24 protein-coding genes are annotated in these 22,554 nt (G+C 66.1%); 21 read left to right on the top strand and 3 right to left on the bottom strand.

What is annotated here, in order from left to right; translation table 11 throughout:
- Nucleotides 1–4: 4 nt before the first annotated feature.
- Together thrB and rho are read left to right on the top strand one after the other, a co-directional pair.
- A complete protein-coding gene (gene thrB, locus ACWEFV_RS08150; protein ID WP_135457024.1) occupies nucleotides 5–952 on the top strand; it encodes a homoserine kinase in 948 nt (315 codons plus the stop codon).
- A gap of 313 nt (nucleotides 953–1,265) precedes the next feature.
- Nucleotides 1,266–3,350 carry a transcription termination factor Rho gene (gene rho / locus ACWEFV_RS08145; protein ID WP_450069773.1) on the top strand — a complete coding sequence of 695 codons (2,085 nt, stop codon included), beginning with the start codon at nucleotides 1,266–1,268 and terminating at the stop codon, nucleotides 3,348–3,350.
- 51 nt (nucleotides 3,351–3,401) lie between these two features.
- Here the strand turns inward: rho and ACWEFV_RS08140 are convergent, their stop codons facing one another.
- Nucleotides 3,402–4,007 (bottom strand): TetR/AcrR family transcriptional regulator, encoded by a 606-nt coding sequence (locus ACWEFV_RS08140; RefSeq protein WP_286175100.1) that lies wholly within the window; start codon nucleotides 4,005–4,007, stop codon nucleotides 3,402–3,404.
- 125 nt (nucleotides 4,008–4,132) lie between these two features.
- Here ACWEFV_RS08140 and fadD1 point away from each other — a divergent pair, with 125 nt between their 5' ends.
- From fadD1 to ACWEFV_RS08050, 18 genes are all read left to right on the top strand, one after another.
- Nucleotides 4,133–5,686 carry a fatty-acid--CoA ligase FadD1 gene (gene fadD1 / locus ACWEFV_RS08135; protein WP_450069772.1) on the top strand — a complete coding sequence of 518 codons (1,554 nt, stop codon included), beginning with the start codon at nucleotides 4,133–4,135 and terminating at the stop codon, nucleotides 5,684–5,686.
- Between the two features lie 70 nt (nucleotides 5,687–5,756).
- Nucleotides 5,757–6,113: a YciI family protein gene (locus ACWEFV_RS08130; protein ID WP_135457015.1), complete on the top strand. Its 357-nt coding sequence runs from the start codon at nucleotides 5,757–5,759 to the stop codon at nucleotides 6,111–6,113.
- Complete coding sequence (locus tag ACWEFV_RS08125) at nucleotides 6,110–7,303, top strand: RNA polymerase sigma factor (protein ID WP_450070149.1); 1,194 nt, start codon at nucleotides 6,110–6,112, stop codon at nucleotides 7,301–7,303. The genes ACWEFV_RS08130 and ACWEFV_RS08125 overlap by 4 nt, the downstream gene beginning before the upstream one ends.
- A 116-nt stretch (nucleotides 7,304–7,419) precedes the next feature.
- The gene (gene rpmE / locus ACWEFV_RS08120) at nucleotides 7,420–7,662 is read left to right on the top strand and encodes a 50S ribosomal protein L31 (protein WP_019344296.1); all 243 of its coding nucleotides are present in this window, start codon (nucleotides 7,420–7,422) and stop codon (nucleotides 7,660–7,662) included.
- Nucleotides 7,663–7,746: 84 nt separating this feature from the next.
- On the top strand, nucleotides 7,747–8,823 hold the full coding sequence (gene prfA, locus ACWEFV_RS08115) for a peptide chain release factor 1 (RefSeq protein WP_135457011.1): 1,077 nt from the start codon (nucleotides 7,747–7,749) through the stop codon (nucleotides 8,821–8,823).
- Nucleotides 8,820–9,689 (top strand): peptide chain release factor N(5)-glutamine methyltransferase, encoded by an 870-nt coding sequence (gene prmC, locus ACWEFV_RS08110; RefSeq protein WP_450069771.1) that lies wholly within the window; start codon nucleotides 8,820–8,822, stop codon nucleotides 9,687–9,689. The genes prfA and prmC overlap by 4 nt, the downstream gene beginning before the upstream one ends.
- A 30-nt stretch (nucleotides 9,690–9,719) precedes the next feature.
- Nucleotides 9,720–10,382 (top strand): L-threonylcarbamoyladenylate synthase, encoded by a 663-nt coding sequence (locus ACWEFV_RS08105; RefSeq protein WP_135457006.1) that lies wholly within the window; start codon nucleotides 9,720–9,722, stop codon nucleotides 10,380–10,382.
- Nucleotides 10,383–10,392: 10 nt separating this feature from the next.
- Nucleotides 10,393–11,637 carry a glycosyltransferase family 4 protein gene (locus ACWEFV_RS08100; RefSeq protein WP_450070148.1) on the top strand — a complete coding sequence of 415 codons (1,245 nt, stop codon included), beginning with the start codon at nucleotides 10,393–10,395 and terminating at the stop codon, nucleotides 11,635–11,637.
- Nucleotides 11,638–11,903: 266 nt separating this feature from the next.
- Entirely contained in the window at nucleotides 11,904–12,350 is a 447-nt protein-coding gene (locus ACWEFV_RS08095) for an ATP synthase subunit I (protein ID WP_135457002.1), read from the top strand.
- Between the two features lie 10 nt (nucleotides 12,351–12,360).
- Nucleotides 12,361–13,137 carry a F0F1 ATP synthase subunit A gene (atpB, locus tag ACWEFV_RS08090; RefSeq protein ID WP_167857935.1) on the top strand — a complete coding sequence of 259 codons (777 nt, stop codon included), beginning with the start codon at nucleotides 12,361–12,363 and terminating at the stop codon, nucleotides 13,135–13,137.
- Nucleotides 13,138–13,218: 81 nt separating this feature from the next.
- Nucleotides 13,219–13,479 carry a F0F1 ATP synthase subunit C gene (locus ACWEFV_RS08085; protein WP_003888102.1) on the top strand — a complete coding sequence of 87 codons (261 nt, stop codon included), beginning with the start codon at nucleotides 13,219–13,221 and terminating at the stop codon, nucleotides 13,477–13,479.
- 9 nt (nucleotides 13,480–13,488) lie between these two features.
- A complete protein-coding gene (locus ACWEFV_RS08080; protein WP_135457000.1) occupies nucleotides 13,489–14,004 on the top strand; it encodes a F0F1 ATP synthase subunit B in 516 nt (171 codons plus the stop codon).
- Nucleotides 14,005–15,339, top strand: coding sequence for a F0F1 ATP synthase subunit B/delta (locus ACWEFV_RS08075; RefSeq protein ID WP_450069770.1), 1,335 nt, complete (start codon nucleotides 14,005–14,007; stop codon nucleotides 15,337–15,339).
- A gap of 46 nt (nucleotides 15,340–15,385) precedes the next feature.
- Entirely contained in the window at nucleotides 15,386–17,035 is a 1,650-nt protein-coding gene (gene atpA / locus ACWEFV_RS08070) for a F0F1 ATP synthase subunit alpha (protein ID WP_273735029.1), read from the top strand.
- A gap of 7 nt (nucleotides 17,036–17,042) precedes the next feature.
- A complete protein-coding gene (locus tag ACWEFV_RS08065) occupies nucleotides 17,043–17,966 on the top strand; it encodes a F0F1 ATP synthase subunit gamma (RefSeq protein WP_135456995.1) in 924 nt (307 codons plus the stop codon).
- A gap of 41 nt (nucleotides 17,967–18,007) precedes the next feature.
- Complete coding sequence (gene atpD, locus ACWEFV_RS08060; RefSeq protein ID WP_090428634.1) at nucleotides 18,008–19,435, top strand: F0F1 ATP synthase subunit beta; 1,428 nt, start codon at nucleotides 18,008–18,010, stop codon at nucleotides 19,433–19,435.
- Nucleotides 19,436–19,465: 30 nt separating this feature from the next.
- On the top strand, nucleotides 19,466–19,831 hold the full coding sequence (locus ACWEFV_RS08055) for a F0F1 ATP synthase subunit epsilon (RefSeq protein WP_135456993.1): 366 nt from the start codon (nucleotides 19,466–19,468) through the stop codon (nucleotides 19,829–19,831).
- Nucleotides 19,832–19,846: 15 nt separating this feature from the next.
- A complete protein-coding gene (locus ACWEFV_RS08050) occupies nucleotides 19,847–20,293 on the top strand; it encodes a DUF2550 domain-containing protein (RefSeq protein WP_450069769.1) in 447 nt (148 codons plus the stop codon).
- Here ACWEFV_RS08050 and ACWEFV_RS08045 read toward each other — a convergent pair.
- Nucleotides 20,287–20,859: a cob(I)yrinic acid a,c-diamide adenosyltransferase gene (locus tag ACWEFV_RS08045; protein WP_450069768.1), complete on the bottom strand. Its 573-nt coding sequence runs from the start codon at nucleotides 20,857–20,859 to the stop codon at nucleotides 20,287–20,289. The genes ACWEFV_RS08050 and ACWEFV_RS08045 overlap by 7 nt on opposite strands.
- A 97-nt stretch (nucleotides 20,860–20,956) precedes the next feature.
- Here ACWEFV_RS08045 and murA point away from each other — a divergent pair, with 97 nt between their 5' ends.
- Nucleotides 20,957–22,213, top strand: coding sequence for a UDP-N-acetylglucosamine 1-carboxyvinyltransferase (gene murA, locus ACWEFV_RS08040; protein WP_135456989.1), 1,257 nt, complete (start codon nucleotides 20,957–20,959; stop codon nucleotides 22,211–22,213).
- Between the two features lie 77 nt (nucleotides 22,214–22,290).
- On the opposite strand, the gene ACWEFV_RS08035 is transcribed toward murA, so the two are convergent.
- The coding region (locus ACWEFV_RS08035; protein WP_450069767.1) for a hypothetical protein at nucleotides 22,291–22,554 on the bottom strand (264 nt) is incomplete at its 5' end.

The raw sequence follows: 22,554 nt of genomic DNA, 5'->3' as shown, positions 1-22,554 counted from the left end.
CCTGGTGAATCAGACCCTGCCCGCCGGACTCACGGCCACCGCTGTCGTCGCAGCGTCCAGCGCCAACCTCGGCCCAGGCTTTGACAGCCTCGGGTTGGCGTTGAGCCTTTACGACGAGATCATCGTCGAGACAACCGAATCCGGCCTTCAGCTGGAGGTCGAGGGGGAGGGTGCGGGCCAGGTGCCGCTTGATGCGACGCACCTCGTGGTGCGGGCCATCGAGGCGGGGCTGGCGGCCACCGGCCATCGCGTGGCCGGACTGATCGTGCGCTGCCGCAATGAGATTCCGCATTCGCGTGGTCTCGGGTCGTCGGCCGCCGCTGTCGTGGGTGGCCTGGCTGTGGTCAATGGTCTTGTGGCGCAAGCTGGTTCGGATCCGATGAGCGCTGAGCAGCTGATTCAGCTGTCCAGTGAGTTCGAGGGGCATCCGGACAATGCCGCGGCGGCAGTTCTCGGCGGGGCGGTGGTGTCCTGGACCGAAACCGATGACGACGGGCGGCCGCGCTACCGGGCGGCGCCGGTTCGGGTACATCCGGACATTCGGCTGTTCCCCGCGGTTCCGCAGCAGCGGTCGTCCACCGCCGAGACCCGCGCCGTGTTGCCCGAACAGGTCAGCCACGACGACGCGCGATTCAATCTGAGCCGTGCGGCCTTGCTGGTCGTGGCGCTGAGTGAGCGCCCGGATCTGCTGATGGCCGCCACCCAGGACGTGTTGCATCAGCCACAGCGCGCCGCGGCCATGCCGGCCTCGGCGGAATACCTGCAGCTGCTGCGGCGTTGTGGTGTGGCAGCGGTGCTGTCCGGAGCCGGACCTACGGTGCTTGGGCTGAGTTCGGCGGCGGGATTGCCTGATGAGGCCATGGATTACGGCACTGCCAATGGGTTCACCGTCAGGGAAATGTCGGTCGGAGCGGGCGTCCGCTGGACGTCTGGTGTGGTCGCCAGGAACTGACGATTGAGCGGCACGAGAAGAAGCAAACACCACACGCCCAGCGTCGATGTTGCTTGATTACTTGACCAAAGCGAGTTATTCTCGCTCTCGTCCAGCACTCGCAGGGTCTCTGCCTGCGTCGACACCAGGACGACCACCCAATCTTCTTGTGTTCTACTCGTGGACTGACGGTTCGCCGTATATCGGCGAATCCTGGCGATCGCCGTTGCGCAGGCGACGGTGTGAGCTACGCGCTCAGCGGTTCAGCTGAACGCGCATCGACCTTTGGGGAACCCTCGTACGACCTGATGAGCGAGGGAAAGAAAGGAAATCCGTGACAGATACGGACCTCTTCACGGCTGACAGCGCCAATGGCGCTGGGGATCTACCGCACGCCGTGACATCTGAAAGCACTGCGACCGCTGACACCGCGGCGCCGGCTGCTGCCTCTGCGCCCGGATCGGACACCGCGCGGCGCGCTTCGAGCGCCCGGCCCGCGTCGCTGTCGACCATGGTGCTGCCTGAGCTGCGAGCGCTGGCCAAGGAAATCGGTGTTGAAGGCGCGTCCGGTTTGCGCAAGAGTGAGTTGATCGCAGCTATCCGCGCCCACCGTGGCGAATCCAACGGTGCCGCCGAGGCCCCGCAAAAAGCCCCCGCCGACGTCCAGCCGGACGCCGGAGCCGAGGCCGCTGAGCCGCCGGCGACCCGTCGTCGTGAGCGTCGTGGTTCTTCGCGTCAGGCCGGTGCCCCGGTCGCCGACGCCGCCAATGACGACACCGCCAAGGCCGACACCGCCAAGGCCGACGCCGCCAAGGGCGACGCCGCCAAGGGTGACGCCGCCAATGAGGCCGCCAAGGTTGAGGTGAAGGCCGATTCCGCTGTTGAGGCCGCCACCAAGGACGCCGAGCCTGCCGCTGAGCAGCAGGAAAAGCCTGCCAGGCAGGACAAGCGTGACCGCCAGGAACGGCGGGACAAGCGCGAGCAGTCCGGCGACGAGAACAAGGCCGACAACAAGCAGGACGACAAGCGCGACCAGAAGCAGGACCGCGACCAGCGGCAGGACAAGGGCCAGGCCCGCGAGTCCGATCAGCAGGACAACCAGCAGAACCGGGGCGGCAACTCGTCGGGCAACAACAACGACGACGACGGCGATGGCGATGGCCGTCAGGGCCGCCGCGGCCGCCGGTTCCGTGACCGCGACCGCCGCCGCCGCGGAGAGCGTGGCACCGAGGGCGGTAACGAGACCGAACTGCGTGAGGACGACGTCGTCCAGCCGGTCGCCGGCATCCTCGATGTCCTCGACAACTACGCCTTCGTCCGTACCTCGGGCTACCTGGCCGGGCCGAACGACGTCTACGTATCCATGAACATGGTCCGCAAGAACGGTCTGCGCCGCGGCGACGCGGTCACCGGTGCGGTCCGTGTGCCCCGCGAGGGTGGTGAGAGCGGCGGCAACAACCCGCGGCAGAAGTTCAACCCGCTGGTGCGCCTGGACAGCGTCAACGGCGGTCCGGTCGAAGCGGCCAAGAACCGGCCCGATTTCACCAAGCTGACCCCGCTGTACCCGAACCAGCGGCTGCGCCTGGAGACCACGCCTGAGCGGCTGACCACCCGCGTCATCGACCTGATCATGCCGATCGGTAAGGGTCAGCGTGCCCTGATCGTGTCGCCGCCCAAGGCCGGTAAGACCACGATCATGCAGGACATCGCCAACGCGATCACCAAGAACAACCCGGAATGCCACCTCATGGTGGTGCTCGTCGACGAGCGCCCGGAAGAGGTCACCGACATGCAGCGTTCGGTGAAGGGAGAGGTCATCGCCTCGACCTTCGACCGTCCGCCGTCAGACCACACCCAGGCTGCCGAGCTGGCGATCGAGCGGGCCAAGCGCCTGGTCGAGCAGGGCAAAGACGTGGTTGTCCTTCTCGACTCGATCACCCGTCTGGGCCGCGCGTACAACAACGCGTCGCCGGCCTCGGGCCGCATCCTGTCCGGTGGTGTGGACTCCACCGCGCTGTACCCGCCGAAGCGGTTCCTCGGCGCGGCCCGCAACATTGAGCACGGCGGCTCGCTGACCATCATCGCCACGGCGATGGTCGAGACCGGCTCGACCGGTGACACCGTGATCTTCGAGGAGTTCAAGGGCACCGGCAACGCCGAGCTCAAGCTCGATCGCAAGATCGCCGAGCGCCGGGTGTTCCCGGCGGTCGACGTCAACCCGTCGGGCACCCGCAAGGACGAGCTGCTGCTCTCCACCGACGAGTTCGCCGTCGTGCACAAGCTGCGCCGGGTGCTGTCCGGGCTGGACAGCCACCAGGCCATCGACCTGCTGATGAGCCAGCTGCGCAAGACCAAGACCAACTACGAGTTCCTGGTGCAGGTCTCCAAGACCGCCCCGGGTAACATGGACGTCGACTAAACGCGAGCGACGCGCGAATGGCCCCCGTACGCGGGGGCCTTTTGCGTATCGTCAGGCAGTTGCGTCGGGGCGTAATCCGGGCATCACGTAACGCCGGACGAACGCGAGCACCGCGTCGCCGTCGCTGGGATCCAGCGTGTTCCCGGGCAAGGTCGCCAGCGAGATCAGAACTCGCGCAACCCATTCCGACGCCTCGGGGACATCGATGTCGGCGCGGACCTCGCCGCGGTCGCGGGCGGCCACCAGGTATCGCGACCAGAATTCGGCGAGATCGGGGATCATGCCCTGCACGCCGGCGCCCGCACACGCGGCGAACTCCTCGGGCTCGTCGTTGCGTAGCTTCATCAACACCGCGCCCGGATCGTCATAGGCTCGCAGGCCGTTCGCGACACCCGCGACGAGTTGGCTGTCCAAGCCGTCGACCTGCTCGAGCATGGCGTGGGCTTCCGACCAGAATGTGTCGTTGAGTCGCACGATCACCGCGCCAAGCAGCGTCGCCTTGTCCGGGAAGTGGCGATAGAGCCACCCGCGGGACACGCCTGCGGCCTCGGCCACCTCTGAGACGGTGGTCGCGCGAATGCCCTTGGTGCGCAGACATTCTTCGGCAGCGTCTATCAGTCGATCTCGCACGCTGCGGGGTGCCGTGGTGCTGGTCAACTGTGGTGTCTCCTGGTCATCTGATGGGGTTAGGTACATGATTCTGCCAAGGGTGTATCCCGTCGCGCCACAACCATGGTAGACAGTTTTCTAAATCTGTTCACTGAACTCTGGGGAATCATCGGATGGCCGAAACGCTGCAGCAGTTGCTCCGCGAGCGCGAAAGTGGCGACGCGGTCGCCATCAAGTACGGCGAACGTACCTGGACCTGGCGCGAGCACATCGCCGAGGCGAAGGCCCAGGCCGCCACGCTGATCGGGCTGGCCGATCCGCAGCGTCCACTGCATGTCGGCACACTCCTCGGCAACACCCCCGACATGCTGACCGCACTGGCCGCCGCAGCGCTCGGCGGCTACGTGCTGTGCGGCATCAACAACACCCGTCGGGGCGATGCGCTGGCCCGCGATATCGCGCGGGTCGAATGTCAGATCGTGCTCGTGGACCCGCAGCACCGCGACCTGCTCGACGGCGTCGACCTGCCCGGCGTCACCGTGATCGATGTATCGGAGGCCGCCTGGTCACCGCAGGAACTCACGCCACAGCGCGAGGTCGGGCCCGATGACACGTTCATGATGATCTTCACCTCGGGGACCAGCGGCGAGCCCAAGGCTGTCGAGGTGGCGCACTCCATCGTGCTGTTCTCCGCCGCGGCGCTGGTGCAGCGGTACGACCTCACCGAGGCGGACACCTGCTACCTGGCCATGCCGTTGTTCCACTCGAACGGGGTGTACGCGGGCTGGGGCGTGGCGCTCAGTTCGGGCGCGGCCATGGCGCCCGCACAGTTCTCCGCGTCCGGCTTCCTTCCGGACGTCCGCCGGTACGGTGCCACCTACATGAACTACGTCGGCAAGCCGCTGGCCTACATCCTGGCCACCGCCGAACAGGCCGACGATCACGACAACACGCTGCGGGTGGCGTTCGGCAACGAGGCGGCTGACCGCGACATCGACGAGTTCAGCCGCCGGTTCGGCTGCAGCGTGTGGGATGGCTTCGGCTCGACGGAACTGGCGATCATCATCACCCGGTCCGAGGGCACCCCGGCCGGCAGTGTCGGCCAGGGATTTCCCGGGGTGGCGATCTACGACCCGGAGACCGTCGAAGAATGCGCAATCGCAGAATTCGATGACACCGGTGCCCTGGTCAACGCCGACGCCGCCACCGGGGAGCTGGTCAACACCAACGGCAGCGGGATGTTCCGCGGCTACCACAATGATCAGGGCGCGACCGATGAACGCCTTCGGCACGGCATGTACTGGTCGGGTGACCTGGCCTACCGCGACGCCGACGGCTGGATCTACCTGGCCGGGCGCACCGCGGACTGGATGCGGGTGGATGGCGAGAACATCACCGCGGCACCCATCGAGCGAATCCTGTTGCGGCAGCCGGTGATCAGCCGTGTGGCGGTCTACCCGGTGCCCGACGAGTTCGTCGGCGATCAGGTGATGGCGGCCGTCGTGCTGCGCGACGGCCAGGAGCTCACTCCGGAAGGGCTGACCGAATTCCTTGCCGGTCAGGCGGATCTGTCGCCCAAATCCTGGCCGCGGTACGTCTGGCTCGCCGACGATCTGCCCAGCACCGCGACCAACAAGATTCTCAAGCGTGAACTGGTCGCCCTCGGCGCCGATCCGGCCGGTCGGGTGCTCTGGAAGCGCGACGGCACCACTTACTCGATTATTTGATCGTGTTGTCCCCTCGGGTCCCGCCCGTTCGTCTTGATGCTGTTAGACGATTCCCCCGAAGGAGACGACGATGAAATACGCAATCCTGATCTACCCCAAGCCGGGCACGCACGACGGTCTGCCGCCCGAGGAATATGCCGCACTCAACGCCGAGTACGTCGGGCTGCGTCAGGATCCTCGGTGCGTCGGCGGCGCCCACTTGGAGCCGGCCGAGACGGCGACGACGATCCGCAGCGGTCCGGGACAGGGACTGATCACCGACGGCCCGTTCGCCGACAGCAAGGAAGTTCTCGGCGGCTACTTCGTGCTGAAGGCCGCTGACCTGGATGAAGCCCTGGAGTTCGCGCAGCGCGTCCCGGCGATCAGGCTGGGTGGTGCGGTCGAGGTACGACCGCTCATCGATACCCCCGGGGAGGGGGCGCACTGATCGAGGCGATTTTCCAGCGCGAGTGGGGCCGGGTCCTGGCCGCACTCATCGGCATCCTCGGCGACTTCGACCTCGCCGAGGACGCCGCGCAGGAGGCGTTCGTCATCGCCGCCGAACGCTGGCCCCGCGACGGAATGCCGCAGGCGCCGGTGGCCTGGTTGGTGCGCACCGGGCGCAACCGCGCGATCGACCGGGTGCGTCGGGAACAGACTCGGCGAACCAAGACCGGGCTGCTCCGAGTCGATCAACGGACTGTGTTCCTGGACGACGTCGATCTGGACGACAACGCCATCCCCGACGAACGCCTGGAACTGATCTTCATGTGCTGCCATCCGGCGCTGGCCACCGAGGCGCAGGTGGCGCTCACATTGCGGGCCCTGGGTGGGCTCACCACGGCCGAGATCGCCCGGGCGTTCCTGGTTTCCGAGGAGACCATGAAGCGCCGGCTCTCTCGGGCGAAGGCCAAGATCAAGGCGACGAACATCCCGTTCGGGCTGCCCGCCGACCGTGTCCTGCCGGACCGCGTATCGGCTGTGCTCGCGGTGATCTACCTGATCTTCAACCAGGGGTTCACCGATCGCGACGACCTCGCCGCGGAAGCGATCAGGCTCGGGCGCTTGGTCGCTGGGCTGAAGGCCGACGAGCCCGAGGTGCATGGGCTGCTGGCCCTGATGCTGCTGCACGATTCGCGACGTGCCGCCCGGATCGTTTCCGGTGCTTTGATCCCGTTGGCCGAGCAGGACCGGTCTCTGCACGATCAGACCAAGGTCGATGACGGCCGGGCCGCCCTCGACCGTGCGCTGGCCATGCGGCGACCCGGCGGACCGTACGTGCTGCAGGCTGCGATCGCCTCACTGCAGGCCGACCCGGAGATCGATTGGCCCGCGGTCGTCGCGCTCTATGAGCGGCTCGAGTACCTGACGGGATCGGCAGTGGTCGGGCTGAACCGTGCGGTGGCCACCGCCGAGGCGGGTGATCCAGCCCGCGCTCTCGAACTCATGGACGCGCTGGAGCTCGGCGATTATCGCTATCTGCCGTCGAGTCGAGCGGAACTGCTGCGCCGCCTGGGTCGAGACGACGAGGCGCGGCAGGCGTTCGAGCGTGCCCTGCTGCTGGCCACGACGGATCCGGAACGGCGATTCCTCGAGCGCCGGTTGTCCGAGTTCCGATCGAGACCGGGGGAGGAATAGCGGCCGGTCATCCCGCGTTTAGGAGGTTGGCGGTTGACCTGGCATAATGAACCGCCGACCCTCGGTCCCGGTTCACGTCCGCGTGGGCGACCCGGGCCAACGATTGAAGAGGAACCATGAAAACAGGCATTCACCCTGAGTATGTCGAGACCACGGTGCACTGTGGTTGCGGCAATACCTTCCAGACCCGTAGCACCAAGCAGAGCGGCCAGATCGTGGTCGAGGTCTGCTCGCAGTGCCACCCGTTCTACACCGGCAAGCAGAAGATCCTCGACAGCGGCGGCCGCGTGGCCCGCTTCGAGAAGCGGTACGGCAAGCGCAAGCCTGCCGGTGATCAGGCTGCCGCAGCCGACAAGTAGCTACGTCAACGGCGCCCGATCTGTCGCATTTGCGTCAGATCTGGGCGCTGTTCTCGTTTCCGGAGAAAGTTGGAGGAGGCTGACGTGACGGATACCGCACCCGCGATCGAGGCGCTGCTCGCTGAGTACGCGGACCTGGAGCGCCAGCTCGCCGATCCCAACCTGCACGCCGATGCCTCCGCCGCCCGCAAGGTGGGCCGGCGCTTCGCCCAGGTGTCGCCGGTCGTGGGTACCTACCGCAAGTTGGATGCCGCCCGCGGCGACCTGGAGGCTGCCCGCGAACTCGCCGCCGACGACGCCAGCTTCGCCGCCGAGGTGGACGAGCTGACCGCCAAGGTCGCCGAACTCGACGCTCAGCTGACCGACCAGCTTGCCCCCCGCGATCCCCACGATGCCGATGACATCGTGTTGGAGGTCAAGTCCGGGGAAGGCGGGGAGGAGTCGGCACTGTTCGCCGCCGACCTGGCCCGCATGTACATCCGGTATGCCGAACGGCACGGCTGGACCGTCACGGTGCTCGACGAGACGTGGTCTGACCTCGGCGGCTACAAGGACGCCACCATCACCATCGCCAGTAAAGGCGATTCCGCCGACGGTGTGTGGTCGCGGATGAAGTTCGAGGGTGGCGTGCACCGGGTGCAGCGCGTGCCTGTCACCGAATCGCAGGGCCGCGTGCACACCTCGGCCGCGGGCGTGCTCGTCTACCCCGAGCCCGAAGACGTCGAGCAGGTGCAGATCGACGAATCCGACCTGCGCATCGACGTGTACCGGTCCTCGGGCAAGGGCGGCCAGGGCGTGAACACCACCGACTCCGCGGTCCGCATCACCCACCTGCCCACGGGCATCGTCGTGACCTGCCAGAACGAGCGCTCGCAGCTGCAGAACAAGGCCCGGGCCATGGTGGTGCTCGCCGCTCGACTGCAGGCACTGGCGGAGGAGCAGGCATCGGCCGACGCATCGGCCGACCGGGCCAGCCAGATCCGCACGGTCGACCGCAGCGAGCGGATCCGCACCTACAACTTTCCCGAGAACCGGATCGCGGATCACCGCATAAACTTCAAGGCGCACAACCTCGACCAGGTGCTCGACGGGGACATGGACGCACTGCTCGACGCGCTGGCCGCCGCCGACAAACAGGCCCGGCTGCAGCAGCAGTCATGACCCGGCCCGCCGGGGGAGGCACCACCCGGCTGCGGCAGACGATCGAAGCCGCAACGGCACGCCTGGCCGCCGCCGGCGTCGCCTCCCCGCGCATCGACGCCGAATTGCTCGCCGCGCACGTCGCGGGTGTCGACCGGAGCCGGCTGATGTTCCTCGACGATCCCGGTGACCGGTTCGAGCAGGCCTACGACGAACTCGTCGCCGCCCGGGCCCGCCGGATTCCCCTGCAACACCTGATCGGCACCGCGCCGTTCGGCCCGTTGACGCTCGCGGTCGGCCCCGGGGTTTTCATTCCCCGGCCGGAGACCGAGGCGCTGCTGGAATGGGCTTGGGCGCAACAACTTCCGGACAACCCGGTGATCGTCGACCTGTGCACGGGTTCAGGTGCGTTGGCGCTGGGGCTGGTCGCGAAGTGGCCCGACGCCCGGGTGCTGGCCGTGGAGAACTCGCCCGCGGCCCTGGAGTTCGCGCGTCGCAACGCGGCAGGGACGCGCGTCGAAATCTTGGACGCCGACGTCACCACCCCGGGACTGTTGCCCGAACTCGACGACCGGGTGGACCTGCTGGTGTCCAACCCGCCCTACATCCCCGAGGCTGCGGTCCTGGAACCCGAAGTGGCCGAACATGATCCTGTGCCTGCGTTGTTCGGCGGCCCCGACGGCATGTCGGTGATCCGGCCGATCGTCACGCTGGCCGCCCGGTGGTTGCGCGACGGTGCGCTCTGCGCCGTCGAGCACGACGACACCACATCCGAGCTCTCCGTCGAGGCCTTCACCCGCGACGGGCACTTCACCGAGGTCACCGCGCGCCGTGACCTTGCCGGGCGACCCCGCTTTGTGACGGCGACCCGTATTGGGAGAAGCTGAGTTGATGCGCGCACCGACCGGGGAGTCGACATGACCATCTTCGATTGCACCGACGCCGATCAGCGTGCGACCGGTATCGCCTCGGCGGTCAGCGCGGTCAAAGGTGGCCGCCTTGTGGTGATGCCGACCGACACCGTCTACGGCATCGGCGCCGACGCGTTCGACTCGGACGCGGTGGGTTCGCTTTTGGCCGCCAAGGGCCGGGGCCGCAACATGCCGGTCGGTGTGTTCGTCGGTTCGTGGAACACCATCGACGGGCTCGTTTATTCGGTCCCCTCAGCGGCCCGCGAATTGATCCGGGCATTCTGGCCGGGGGCGCTGAGCCTGGTGGTTACGCAGGCCCCCTCACTGCAGTGGGATCTCGGGGACGCCAACGGCAGCGTCATGCTGCGGATGCCGCTGCACCCGGTGGCTATCGAGTTGCTACGGGAAGTCGGCCCCATGGCCCAGTCCAGCGCCAATGTCTCGGGCCAGCCCGCCGCGGTGACGGCAGCGCAAGCCCACGAGCAACTCGGCGACAAGGTCGAGGTCTATCTCGACGGCGGGCCCGCCGAACAACAGGCCGCATCCACCATCGTCGACCTCACCGGCACCCAGCCCCGCATCCTGCGGACCGGCCCGATCAGTGCGGGGGACATCGCTAGGGTCCTTGGCGTGGAAACGTCCACGCTCACAACAACACCTACGGAGTGATCTCAGCTTGCTGCAGTACGGTTCATCGGTGATGTCGGCCGGTGACGCAGTGATCCCCGCGGTCAATTCCGGCCTTCTCGCGCTGTCGGACCGGGGGGCCGGTGTGCCGCTGCGTGAGCTGGCGCTCGTCGGGTTGACCGCCGCGATCATCACTTACTTCGCCACCGGTTGGGTGCGGGTGGTGGCCATCCGGCTCGGCGCCGTCGCCTATCCCCGCGAACGTGACGTACATGTGCAGCCGACTCCGCGGATGGGCGGGCTCGCGATGTACATCGGGGTGGCTGCCGCGGTGCTGCTGGCCTCCCAACTGCCGGCACTCACTCGGGGTTTCGTCTACTCCACCGGCATGCCCGCGGTCGTGGTCGCGGGCGGGCTGATCATGGCCATCGGGCTGATCGACGACCGCTGGGGCCTGGACGCCCTGACGAAGTTCGCCGGGCAGATCACCGCGGCCAGCGTGCTGGTGACGATGGGTGTGGCGTGGAGCGTGCTCTACATCCCGTTCGGGGGAGTGGGCACGATCGTGCTCGACCAGGTGTCGTCGATCCTGCTGACGCTCGCACTCACGGTGTCGATCGTCAACGCGATGAACTTCGTCGACGGGCTCGACGGTCTGGCCGCGGGCCTGGGGCTCATCACCGCCCTCGCCATCTGTGTGTTCTCGGTCGGGCTGCTGCGCGACCACGGCGGCGACGTCCTGTTCTATCCACCCGCGGTGATATCGGTGGTGCTGGCCGGGGCCTGCCTGGGTTTCCTGCCGCACAACTTCCACCGGGCCAAGATCTTCATGGGCGACTCCGGGTCGATGCTGATCGGCCTCATGTTGGGCGCGGCGTCGACGACCGCTGCCGGGCCGATCTCGCAGAATGCCTACGGCGCACGCGACGTCTTCGCGCTGATGTCGCCGTTCCTCCTGGTGATCGCCGTGATGCTGGTGCCTGCCCTGGACACGTTGCTGGCCATCGTGCGGCGCACCCGGGCCGGCCGCAGTCCGCTCAGCCCGGACAAGATGCATCTGCATCACCGCTTGCTGCAGATCGGGCACTCGCATCGCCGCGCCGTGCTGCTGATCTACCTGTGGGTGGGCATCATCGCCTTCGGTGCGGCAGCGACGATCTTCTTCGATCCGCGCTACACCGGAGCAGTCGTGGTGGCCGCCATTCTGGTGGCGATCGTGGTGACTCTGATTCCCCTGTTACAACGCGGAAGCGAAGGCTCCGAGGACGAGCACGAGGCGAAGTACGACGAAAAGTAGTAGGCCAGGTTTAGGGGTGCCTACCATGTGTTAGTCTGCTGCCAGAACCCGAAAAACCTCGCGGGTTGCCGGCCCGGCCCATCGGTTCGACGAACCGTCAGGTGCCGATCAACGACCGACAAAGGGAGCTACCCCGTGGGTGATTCGAGCCCGCCCGCAGCCCTCCGATATTCTCGGCGGGCATGCACAGGCTTTTGCCAGGGGATAGCAACCGTTGGCACCTCCGAGGGTGCAGCTTTTTGTGACAGCGGGATTGGGGTGAAGCAGTGACGACGCCAGCGCACGACGCGCCGTTGGTGTTCCCGTCGGTGGCCTTCCGGCCGCTGCGTCTGCTGATTGTTTGCGTTGTCCTGACCGCGCTGGCCATCTTGGCCGCCGGATTCACCGGACACATTTTCTTCGGCGTCTTCTTCGGTGTCGGCCTGGCCCTCGGCTTGGTCAACGCCTTGCTGGTGCGCCGGGCCGTCGAAGCGATCACGGCCGAAGACCACCCGCTCAAGAAGAAGATGGCCGTGAACTCCGCGACACGGCTGTTGATCATCACCGCGATCGCCCTCGGCATCGCATTTGTCTTCAAAACCTCGGGCGGCATCGCGGTGCTGTTCGGGCTGGCGATTTTCCAGGCTCTGCTGGTGATGAGCACCAGCATCCCCGTGCTGCGGAAGATCCGCTCGAACGGCCTGGATGTCTTGGATACGGAATCGAAGGGTTGAGCTGACCTATATGACTCAGACGACGACCGTGCTCGCCGCCGAAGAGGGTGGCGCTGCCATCCACGTCGGCCACCACACGATGGTGTTCGAGCTGTTCGGGATGACGTTCAACGGTGACACCATCCTGGCCACCGCGGTCACCGCGGTGATCGTGATCGCCCTGGCATTCATCCTGCGGGCCAAGGTCACCTCGACCGGCGTCCCGGGCGGTGTGCAGCTGTTCTGGGAGGCCCTGACCATCCAGATGCGCGGCCAGATCGAGGCCGCGATCGGCATGAAGGTCGCGCCGTTCGTGCTGCCGCTGTCGGTGACGATATTCGTCTTCATCCTGGTCTCCAACTGGCTGTCGGTGCTGCCGCTGCAGTACGGGGGAGCGGACGGCGCCGCCGCCGAGTGGTACAAGCCGCCGGCCTCTGACATCAACTTCGTGCTGGCGCTGGCCCTGTTCGTGTTCATCTGCTACCACGCGGCCGGCATCTGGCGCCGCGGCATCATCGGCCACCCGGTGAAGGTGCTCAAGGGTCACGTTCCCGCGCTGATGCCGATCAACATCGTCGAGGAACTCGCCAAGCCGATCTCGCTGGCCCTCCGTCTTTTCGGCAACATCTTCGCCGGCGGCATCCTCGTCGCGCTGATCGCGATGTTCCCCTGGTACATCCAGTGGGCACCCAACGCGATCTGGAAGACCTTCGACCTGTTCGTCGGCCTGATCCAGGCCTTCATCTTCTCGCTGCTGACGATCCTGTACTTCAGCCAGTCGATGGAGCTGGACCACGACGAGCACTGAGCATGACCGGCTAGACCCCTACAACTGCAGGACACGAACCTCTGGCGGCACAGCCACCAGTTATCAAGGAGGATAAAAGGAATGGAACTCGACCCCAACGCCCTCATCACGGCCGGCGCGCTGATCGGTGGCGGTTTGATCATGGGCGGCGGCGCCATCGGCGCTGGTATCGGTGACGGTATCGCGGGTAACGCGCTGATCTCGGGCATCGCCCGTCAGCCCGAGGCCCAGGGCCGGCTGTTCACCCCGTTCTTCATCACCGTCGGTCTGGTGGAGGCCGCGTACTTCATCAACCTGGCCTTCATGGCGCTGTTCGTCTTCGCCACCCCGGGCCTGCAGTAGTCCATCAGCATGGGTGAACTGAGCGCAACGATCCTGGCTGCGAGCCAGGCAGCCGAGGGAGGCGGTGGGGGCCAGAGCAACTTCCTGGTCCCCAACGGCACCTTCTTCGCCGTGCTGATCATTTTCCTGATCACGCTCGCCGTGATCGCGAAATGGGTTGTGCCACCGGTCGGCAAGGTGCTGGCAGAGCGCGAAGCGATGCTGGCGAAGACCGCCGCCGACAATCGGAAGTCGGCCGAACAGGTGGCCGCGGCACAGGCCGATTACAACGAGGCGATGGCCGGGGCACGCACCCAGGCATCGGCAATCCGTGACGAGGCTCGCGCAGCGGGTCGCGAGGTGGTCGACGCCAAGCGCGCCGAGGCGAGCACCGAAGTGGCCGAGACCGTGCGCCAGGCCGATGAGCAGCTTGCTGCTCAGAGTGCCGAGGTGCGGTCGGGCCTGGAGTCGTCCGTGGACGGACTCTCGCAGACCCTGGCCAACCGAATTTTGGGCGTCGACGTGAAATCAGGTGGGACGCAGTAGATGTCGATATTTATCGGGCAGCTGATCGGCTTTGCCTTCATCGCATTCATCATCATCAAGTGGGTGGTGCCGCCGGTGCGGAGCCTGATGCAGAAGCAGCAGGACGCCGTGCGGGTCGCGCTCGCCGAGAGCGCCGACGCGGCCAAGAAGCTCGCCGACGCCGATGAGATGCATGCCAAGGCGCTCGCCGAGGCCAAGGCCGAATCGACCAAGGTGACCGACGAGGCCTCGCAGGACTCCGAGCGGATCACCGCTCAGCTGGCCGAGCAAGCCGGCACCGAGGCCGAGCGGATCAAGGCGCACGGCGCCCAGCAGGTTCAGCTGATGCGCCAGCAGCTCATCCGCCAGCTGCGGACCGGTCTGGGATCGGAGTCGGTGGCCAAGGCCGACGCTCTGGTCCGGGCACACGTCGCCGACCCGGCCGCCCAGGCGGCCACCGTCGACCGGTTCCTCGCCGAGCTGGACCAGATGGCCCCGTCGGCCGTGCTGATCGACACCGCCGCAACCGCGAAGCTGCGAGCTGCGAGCCGCGAGTCGCTGGCGGTCGTGGTCGACAAGTTCGACTCCGTCGCAGGCGGTCTGGATGCCGAAGGGCTGACCACGCTGGCCGAGGAACTGACCTCGGTGGCCGGGCTGCTGCTGTCGGAGTCGATGCTCACCAGGCATCTGGCCGAGCCGACCGACGACGCTGCCGCCAAGGTCGAGCTGGTCGACCGACTGTTGTCGGGCAAGGTCGGCAACACCGCACTGGACGTGCTGCGGACCGCCGTCTCGCAGCGCTGGTCGACCGAAGCGAACCTGGTCGACGCGATTGAACACACCGCGCGTCTGGCGCTGCTCAAGCGCGCCGAGACCGCCGGTGAGGTCGACGAGGTGGAGGACCAGCTGTTCCGGTTCGGCCGCCTCCTCGACGCCGAGCCCAAGCTCTCGGCCCTGCTCAGTGATTACACCACCCCGGTCGACGGTCGGATTGCCTTGCTGGACAAGGTGCTTGGCGACGCGGGTGGGACCGGGACGGCGGCCGCGCTGTTGGCCCAGACTGTGGGACTGCTGCGCGGCGAGCGTGCCGACGAGGCCGTCATCGACCTCGCCGAGCTCGCAGTTTCCCGCCGCGGCGAGGTGGTCGCTCACGTGACTGCCGCGGCTGACCTGACCGATGCCCAGCGGACCCGGCTGTCGGAGGTGCTCACCCGCATCTACGGACACCCGGTGTCAGTGCAGCTGTATGTCGACCCGGAACTGCTCGGTGGTCTGTCGATCACCGTCGGTGACGAAGTGATCGACGGCTCGATCTCGTCCCGACTGGCCGCCGCGGCGACCCAGCTGCCGGACTAACCCGAACCAAGAACCACCCAAGAACAAGGTAGGAAGACGAAAAACCATGGCAGAGTTGACAATCTCGGCTGCTGATATCGAAGGTGCCATCGAGGACTACGTATCCTCGTTTTCCGCCGACACCGAGCGTGAAGAGATCGGCACCGTCGTCGATGCCGGTGACGGCATCGCTCACGTCGAGGGCCTGCCCTCGGTCATGACCCAGGAGCTCCTCGAGTTCCCGGGCGGTGTGTTGGGTGTGGCACTCAACCTCGACGAGCACAGCGTCGGCGCCGTCATCCTGGGTGAGTTCGAAAAGATCGAAGAAGGCCAGCAGGTCAAGCGCACCGGCGAGGTGCTCTCGGTGCCGGTCGGCGACGCGTTCCTCGGTCGCGTCGTCAACCCGCTCGGCCAGCCGATCGACGGCCAGGGCGACATCGAGTCCGAGACCCGGCGTGCACTCGAGCTGCAGGCCCCTTCGGTGGTGCAGCGCCAGGGCGTGTCCGAGCCGCTGCAGACCGGTATCAAGGCCATCGACGCCATGACCCCGATCGGCCGTGGCCAGCGTCAGCTGATCATCGGCGACCGCAAGACCGGCAAGACCGCGGTCTGCGTCGACACCATCCTCAACCAGCGCGAAGCCTGGGAGACCGGCGACCCCAAGCAGCAGGTGCGCTGCGTGTACGTCGCCATCGGCCAGAAGGGCACCACCATCGCCAGCGTGAAGCGCGCGCTGGAAGAGGGTGGCGCGATGGAGTACACCACCATCGTCGCGGCCCCCGCGTCCGATCCGGCCGGCTTCAAGTGGCTGGCACCGTACACCGGTTCGGCCATCGGCCAGCACTGGATGTACGACGGCAAGCACGTGCTGATCGTCTTCGACGACCTCTCCAAGCAGGCTGACGCCTACCGCGCCATCTCGCTGCTGCTGCGCCGCCCGCCGGGCCGCGAGGCATTCCCCGGCGACGTCTTCTACCTTCACTCCCGTCTGCTGGAGCGTTGCGCCAAGCTCTCCGACGAGCTGGGCGGTGGTTCGATGACGGGTCTGCCGATCATCGAGACCAAGGCCAACGACATCTCGGCGTTCATCCCGACCAACGTCATCTCGATCACCGACGGCCAGTGCTTCCTGGAGTCCGACCTGTTCAACCAGGGTGTGCGACCGGCCGTCAACGTCGGTGTGTCGGTGTCCCGCGTCGGTGGCGCCGCGCAGATCAAGGCCATGAAAGAGGTCGCGGGTTCGCTGCGTCTGGATCTCTCGCAGTACCGCGAGCTGGAGGCCTTCGCGGCCTTCGCCTCGGATCTGGATGCGGCCTCCAAGGCTCAGCTGGATCGTGGTGTCCGCCTCGTCGAGCTGCTCAAGCAGGCGCAGTACAGCCCGCTGGCGGTCGAGGATCAGGTCGTCTCGATCTTCCTCGGTACCCAGGGCCACCTGGATTCGGTTCCGGCCGAGGACGTCACCCGCTTCGTCGACGAGCTGCTGGAGCATGTCAAGGCCAGCCACTCAGACATCCTCAAGAGCATCAAGGAGACCAAGAAGCTCTCCGAGGACAACGAGGAGAAGCTGGTCTCGGTGATCAACGAGTTCAAGAAGGGCTTCGCTGCTACCGACGGCAGCTCCGTGGTTGTCAAGGAGGCCGATGCTGATGCACTGGACCCCGAGGACCTGGAGAAGGAATCGGTCAAGGTCCGCAAGCCGGCTCCGAAGAAGGCCTAGGTAACCAATGGCAGCCACACTTCGCGAGCTACGCGGGCGTATCCGCTCTGCTTCGTCGATCAAGAAGATCACGAAGGCACAGGAGCTGATCGCCACGTCGCGGATCGCCAAGGCGCAGGCCCGGGTCGACGCGGCCCGGCCCTACTCCACCGAGATCACCAACATGCTCACCGAGCTTGCGGGCGCCAGCGCGCTGGATCACCCGCTGCTCGTGCAGCGGGAGAACCCCAAGCGGGCCGGTGTGCTCGTGGTGTCCTCGGATCGCGGTCTCTGCGGCGGTTACAACGCCAACGTGCTGCGCCGGGCCGAAGAACTGTTCTCGCTGCTGCGGGAACAGGGCAAGAGCCCGGTGCTCTACGTCGTCGGCCGGAAAGCCCTGGGCTACTACAGCTTCCGGCAGCGGACGGTCACCCAGTCGTGGACCGGCTTCTCCGAGCGGCCCACCTACGAGAACGCCAAGGAGATCGCCGACACTCTGGTGGCGACGTTCATGTCCGGCGCCGATGACGAGGGCGACGATGCAGGAGCCGACGGCATCTTGGGTGTCGACGAACTCCACATCGTCTCCACCGAATTCCGTTCGATGCTCTCGCAGACCGCGGTGGCACATCAGATCGCGCCGTTGGTCGTCGAGTACGTCGGGGAGCCGGACACCGGTCCGCACACGCTGTATTCGTTCGAGCCGAATGCCGAGGACCTGTTCGACGCATTGCTGCCGCGTTACATCGCCACCCGCGTGTACGCGGCACTGCTGGAGGCGGCCGCCTCGGAGTCGGCTTCGCGCCGGCGCGCCATGAAGTCGGCCACCGACAACGCCGACGATCTGATCAAGGCACTCACGCTCGCGGCCAACCGCGAACGTCAGGCGCAGATCACCCAGGAAATCAGCGAGATCGTGGGCGGCGCGAACGCGCTGGCCGACGCGCGCTAGCCGGACCAAAGACGAAAGCCTCGTAGGAAAGCGAAGAGAGAATGACTGCTACTGCAGAAAAGACCGCGGGCCGCGTAGTCCGCATCACCGGCCCGGTGGTGGATATTGAGTTTCCGCGCGGCGCCGTGCCCGAGCTGTTCAACGCGCTGCACGCCGATATCACCTATGGCGCGCTCGCCAAGACCCTGACGCTTGAGGTTGCCCAGCACCTCGGCGACAGCCTGGTTCGCTGCATCTCCATGCAGCCCACCGACGGCCTGGTGCGTGGCACCGACGTCCGCGACACCGGCGCCTCGATCTCGGTGCCGGTCGGCGACGGCGTCAAGGGCCATGTGTTCAACGCCCTCGGCGACTGCCTCGATGAGCCCGGCTACGGCAAGGACTTCGATCACTGGTCGATCCACCGCAAGCCGCCGGCCTTCGCCGACCTGGAGCCCCGCACCGAGATGCTGGAGACCGGTCTGAAGGTCGTCGACCTGCTCACGCCGTATGTGCGTGGTGGCAAGATCGCCCTGTTCGGTGGCGCCGGTGTGGGTAAGACGGTTCTGATCCAGGAGATGATCAACCGTATTGCCCGCAACTTCGGTGGTACCTCGGTGTTCGCCGGCGTGGGTGAGCGCACCCGCGAGGGCAACGACCTGTGGGTCGAGCTCGCCGACGCAAACGTGCTCAAGGACACCGCGTTGGTGTTCGGCCAGATGGACGAGCCGCCAGGCACCCGTATGCGCGTCGCCCTGTCGGCCCTGACCATGGCCGAGTACTTCCGTGACGAGCAGAACCAGGACGTGCTGCTCTTCATCGACAACATCTTCCGGTTCACCCAGGCCGGTTCCGAGGTTTCGACCCTGCTGGGTCGTATGCCTTCGGCCGTGGGTTACCAGCCGACGCTGGCCGACGAGATGGGTGAGCTGCAGGAGCGCATCACCTCGACCCGTGGTCGCTCAATCACCTCGATGCAGGCCGTGTACGTGCCTGCCGACGACTACACCGACCCGGCCCCGGCCACCACGTTCGCCCACCTGGATGCCACCACCGAGCTTTCGCGTGCGGTGTTCTCCAAGGGCATCTTCCCCGCGGTGGACCCGCTGGCTTCGTCCTCGACGATCCTGCACCCCAGCGTCGTCGGCGACGAGCACTACCGCGTCGCCCAGGAAGTCATCCGGATCCTGCAGCGCTACAAGGATCTTCAGGACATCATCGCCATCCTCGGTATCGACGAGCTGTCGGAAGAGGACAAGGTTCTGGTGTACCGCGCCCGTAAGATCGAGCGCTTCCTGAGCCAGAACATGATGGCGGCCGAGCAGTTCACCGGCCAGCCGGGTTCGACCGTGCCGCTTAAGGAGACCATCGAGGCCTTCGACAAGCTGGCCAAGGGCGAGTTCGATCACCTGCCCGAGCAGGCGTTCTTCCTCATCGGTGGCCTGGACGACCTGGCGAAGAAGGCCGAAAGCCTCGGCGCCAAGCTGTGATGAGCGCTCTAGCCCGAAAGGTGGTGTGGAATGGCTGAATTGAACGTTGAGATCGTTGCCGTCGAGCGTGAGCTCTGGTCCGGCACCGCTACGTTCGTCTTCACCCGGACCACCGCTGGTGAGATCGGCATCCTGCCGCGGCACATTCCGTTGGTGGCGCAGCTGGTCGACGACGCCATGGTGCGAGTCGAGCGCGAAGGCGAGGACGATCTGCGTATCGCCGTTGACGGTGGTTTCCTGTCGGTGACCGAGGAGACAGTCCGGATCCTGGTGGAGAACGCTCAGTTCGAAACCGAGATCGACGCCGACTCGGCCAAGCAGGATGCAGAGTCCGACGACGAGCAGACTGCGGCCTGGGGCCGTGCACGCCTGCGCGCGCTCGGCCAGATCGACTGACGACAGAGACGACAGATGAGCGCGCCCATGATCGGCATGGTCGCGCTCGTCTGCGTTCTGCTCCTTTTGGTCGGTGCCCTGAGTTACCGGCTGTGGAAACTACGTCAGGTTGGTGGAACAGCCGCCATCCTGCGTGACTTTCCCGCCGAAGGCGGTAGTGGCTGGCGCCATGGTGTGATGCGCTACCGCGGAGGGGAGGCCGGTTTCTACCGGCTGTCCAGCATGCGGTGGTGGCCTGACCGGCAATTGAGCCGGCGGGGGCTGGAAGTGGTGTCGCGTCGCGCCCCGCGTGGCGACGAGTTCGACATCATGACCGCCGCGACGGTCATTCTCGAACTTCGCGACCACAGTCCCGAACGCCGGCAAGGGTATGAGATCGCCCTGGACCGGGGCGCCTTGACGGCGTTCACCTCCTGGCTGGAATCGCGGCCGTCGCCGCGGGCCCGGCGGCGCAATTACTGAGCGGCTCCGGGCTTCCAGAGCACGTCCCCATCCGGGTTCGCCACCCGCGACAGGATGAACAGCAGGTCTGACAACCGGTTGAGGTACTTCGCCGGCAGAACGCTCACCGATTCACCGTGCTCTTGCACCGCGATCCATGCCGACCGCTCAGCGCGGCGGGCCACAGTTCGCGCGACGTGCAACAGTGCGGACAGGGGAGTTCCGCCGGGCAGGATGAACGAATTCAGCGCAGGCAGCGCCTCGTTGAACTCGTCGCACCACTTCTCCAGCCGGTCGATGTAGGCCTGCGAGATTCGCAGCGGTGGGTGCTCGGGGTTCTCCACGACGGGGGTGGACAGATCGGCGCCGGCGTCGAACAGATCGTTCTGAATCTGCCGCAATACCGCCAGGATTTGCTGATCGGGTCCGCCGAGAGCGACTGCGACGCCGATGGCAGCGTTGGCTTCGTCACAGTCGGCGTAGGCCGCCAACCTCGAATCATTCTTGGAAACCCTGCTGAAATCACTCAGCCCGGTCGTGCCGTCGTCGCCGGTGCGGGTATAGATACGGGTGAGATGAACCGCCATAGCTGAACCGTACCGGGCTCGTGGACACGTTGGCCGGGCCCGCCGGATCTGTGCGAGCAGGCGGAAACTCGACGCCGGGCTGTTTACACTAACCGGCGTGAGCGAGCGTTTCTTGGTGACCGGAGGCAGCCGGTTATCAGGCGAAGTTGCTGTCGGTGGCGCGAAGAACAGTGTGCTGAAACTGATGGCGGCCTCGTTGCTTGCCGAGGGTACGAGCACGATCACCAATTGCCCTGACATCCTTGACGTACCGCTGATGGCCGAGGTCCTGCGCGGGTTGGGCGCCACCGTCGAGCTGGACGGCGACACCGTGCGCATCACATCGCCCGACGAACCCAAGTACGACGCGGATTTCGCGGCGGTCCGCCAGTTCCGCGCCTCGGTGTGTGTGCTGGGCCCGCTGGTAGGACGGTGCAAGAAGGCGAAGGTTGCGCTTCCGGGTGGTGACGCCATCGGATCGCGGCCCCTGGACATGCATCAGGCCGGGCTCCGCCAACTGGGTGCGACCTGCAATATCGAGCACGGTTGTGTGGTGGCCGAGGCCGACCATCTGCGGGGTGCCGAGATCCAACTGGAGTTCCCGTCCGTGGGGGCGACGGAGAACATTCTCATGGCCGCGGTGCTGGCCGAAGGTGTCACCACCATCCACAACGCGGCGCGCGAGCCGGACATCGTCGACATCTGCGCGATGCTCAACCAGATGGGTGCCAAGGTCTCCGGGGCGGGGACCTCGACGCTGACGATCACCGGTGTCGATCGGCTCTATCCCACGGAACACCGGGTGATCGGTGACCGGATCGTGGCGGCGACCTGGGGGATAGCCGCGGCGATGACGCGCGGCGATATCTCGGTGACGGGCGTGGACCCACAGCACCTGCAGCTGGTTCTGCACAAGTTGCACGACGCCGGTGCCACCGTGACCCAGAACGATGACGGTTTCCGGGTGGTGCAGTACGAGCGGCCCAAGGCGGTCAACGTGGCGACGCTGCCGTTCCCGGGATTCCCGACCGACCTGCAGCCGATGGCGATCGGGTTGGCCGCAGTGGCCGACGGTACGTCGATGATCACCGAGAACGTGTTCGAAGCTCGCTTCCGGTTCGTCGAGGAGATGATCCGGTTGGGTGCCGATGCGCGGACAGACGGCCACCATGCCGTCGTGCGCGGGATCCCCCAGCTTTCGAGCGCGCCGGTGTGGTCGTCGGACATTCGCGCCGGCGCCGGACTGGTGCTCGCCGGCCTGGTCGCCGACGGCGAGACCGAGGTCCACGACGTGTTTCACATCGATCGCGGGTACCCGTTGTTCGTCGAGAACCTGCTGATTTTGGGAGCGGAGATCGAGAGGGTAAGCTCTTAGAAAGTGCCGGAGCGCAGCAAGTTTCATCATCTGCTGAAGGCCTAGCTCAGGGAGTTTGACTCCCCGCCAGTTCGGTACTAGGCTGGCGGAGTTGCCTCGGTCCGGATGAAACAAGCCAGGACGGGCAGCTTGACAAGCCAGAGAGACTTGATTAAGCTGGTGAGGTTGCCCCAAAACAGGGCAGCGAAGAAGTAAAGTCTGTTGTTTGAGAACTCAATAGTGTGTTTGGTGGTTTTTGTTTGTTGTTTTTTGGCCACGCTCTTTTTCCCGTTTAGGGTGTGGTTGTTTGTTTTTTTGATGCCAGTTTGTTGGTGTCTTTTGTTTTGATCGGATTTTTCTGA

Source organism: Mycobacterium sp. NPDC004974 (genome assembly GCF_053600815.1).
The sequence above is the reverse complement of the archived record's forward strand: the minus strand, read 5'-3'. Positions and strand labels throughout refer to the sequence as shown.

What these genes read in the sequence shown, in the direction of transcription:
- fadD1 (WP_450069772.1), top strand. Translation starts at nt 4,133, where the DNA reads ATGGCCGAAACGCTGCAGCAGTTGCTCCGCGAGCGCGAAAGTGGCGAC.
- ACWEFV_RS08130 (WP_135457015.1), top strand. Translation starts at nt 5,757, where the DNA reads ATGAAATACGCAATCCTGATCTACCCCAAGCCGGGCACGCACGACGGT.
- rpmE (WP_019344296.1), top strand. Translation starts at nt 7,420, where the DNA reads ATGAAAACAGGCATTCACCCTGAGTATGTCGAGACCACGGTGCACTGT.
- prmC (WP_450069771.1), top strand. Translation starts at nt 8,820, where the DNA reads ATGACCCGGCCCGCCGGGGGAGGCACCACCCGGCTGCGGCAGACGATC.
- ACWEFV_RS08105 (WP_135457006.1), top strand. Translation starts at nt 9,720, where the DNA reads ATGACCATCTTCGATTGCACCGACGCCGATCAGCGTGCGACCGGTATC.
- atpB (WP_167857935.1), top strand. Translation starts at nt 12,361, where the DNA reads ATGACTCAGACGACGACCGTGCTCGCCGCCGAAGAGGGTGGCGCTGCC.
- ACWEFV_RS08085 (WP_003888102.1), top strand. Translation starts at nt 13,219, where the DNA reads ATGGAACTCGACCCCAACGCCCTCATCACGGCCGGCGCGCTGATCGGT.
- ACWEFV_RS08080 (WP_135457000.1), top strand. Translation starts at nt 13,489, where the DNA reads ATGGGTGAACTGAGCGCAACGATCCTGGCTGCGAGCCAGGCAGCCGAG.
- ACWEFV_RS08075 (WP_450069770.1), top strand. Translation starts at nt 14,005, where the DNA reads ATGTCGATATTTATCGGGCAGCTGATCGGCTTTGCCTTCATCGCATTC.
- atpA (WP_273735029.1), top strand. Translation starts at nt 15,386, where the DNA reads ATGGCAGAGTTGACAATCTCGGCTGCTGATATCGAAGGTGCCATCGAG.
- ACWEFV_RS08065 (WP_135456995.1), top strand. Translation starts at nt 17,043, where the DNA reads ATGGCAGCCACACTTCGCGAGCTACGCGGGCGTATCCGCTCTGCTTCG.
- atpD (WP_090428634.1), top strand. Translation starts at nt 18,008, where the DNA reads ATGACTGCTACTGCAGAAAAGACCGCGGGCCGCGTAGTCCGCATCACC.
- ACWEFV_RS08055 (WP_135456993.1), top strand. Translation starts at nt 19,466, where the DNA reads ATGGCTGAATTGAACGTTGAGATCGTTGCCGTCGAGCGTGAGCTCTGG.
- ACWEFV_RS08050 (WP_450069769.1), top strand. Translation starts at nt 19,847, where the DNA reads ATGAGCGCGCCCATGATCGGCATGGTCGCGCTCGTCTGCGTTCTGCTC.
- ACWEFV_RS08045 (WP_450069768.1), bottom strand. Translation starts at nt 20,859, where the DNA reads ATGGCGGTTCATCTCACCCGTATCTATACCCGCACCGGCGACGACGGC.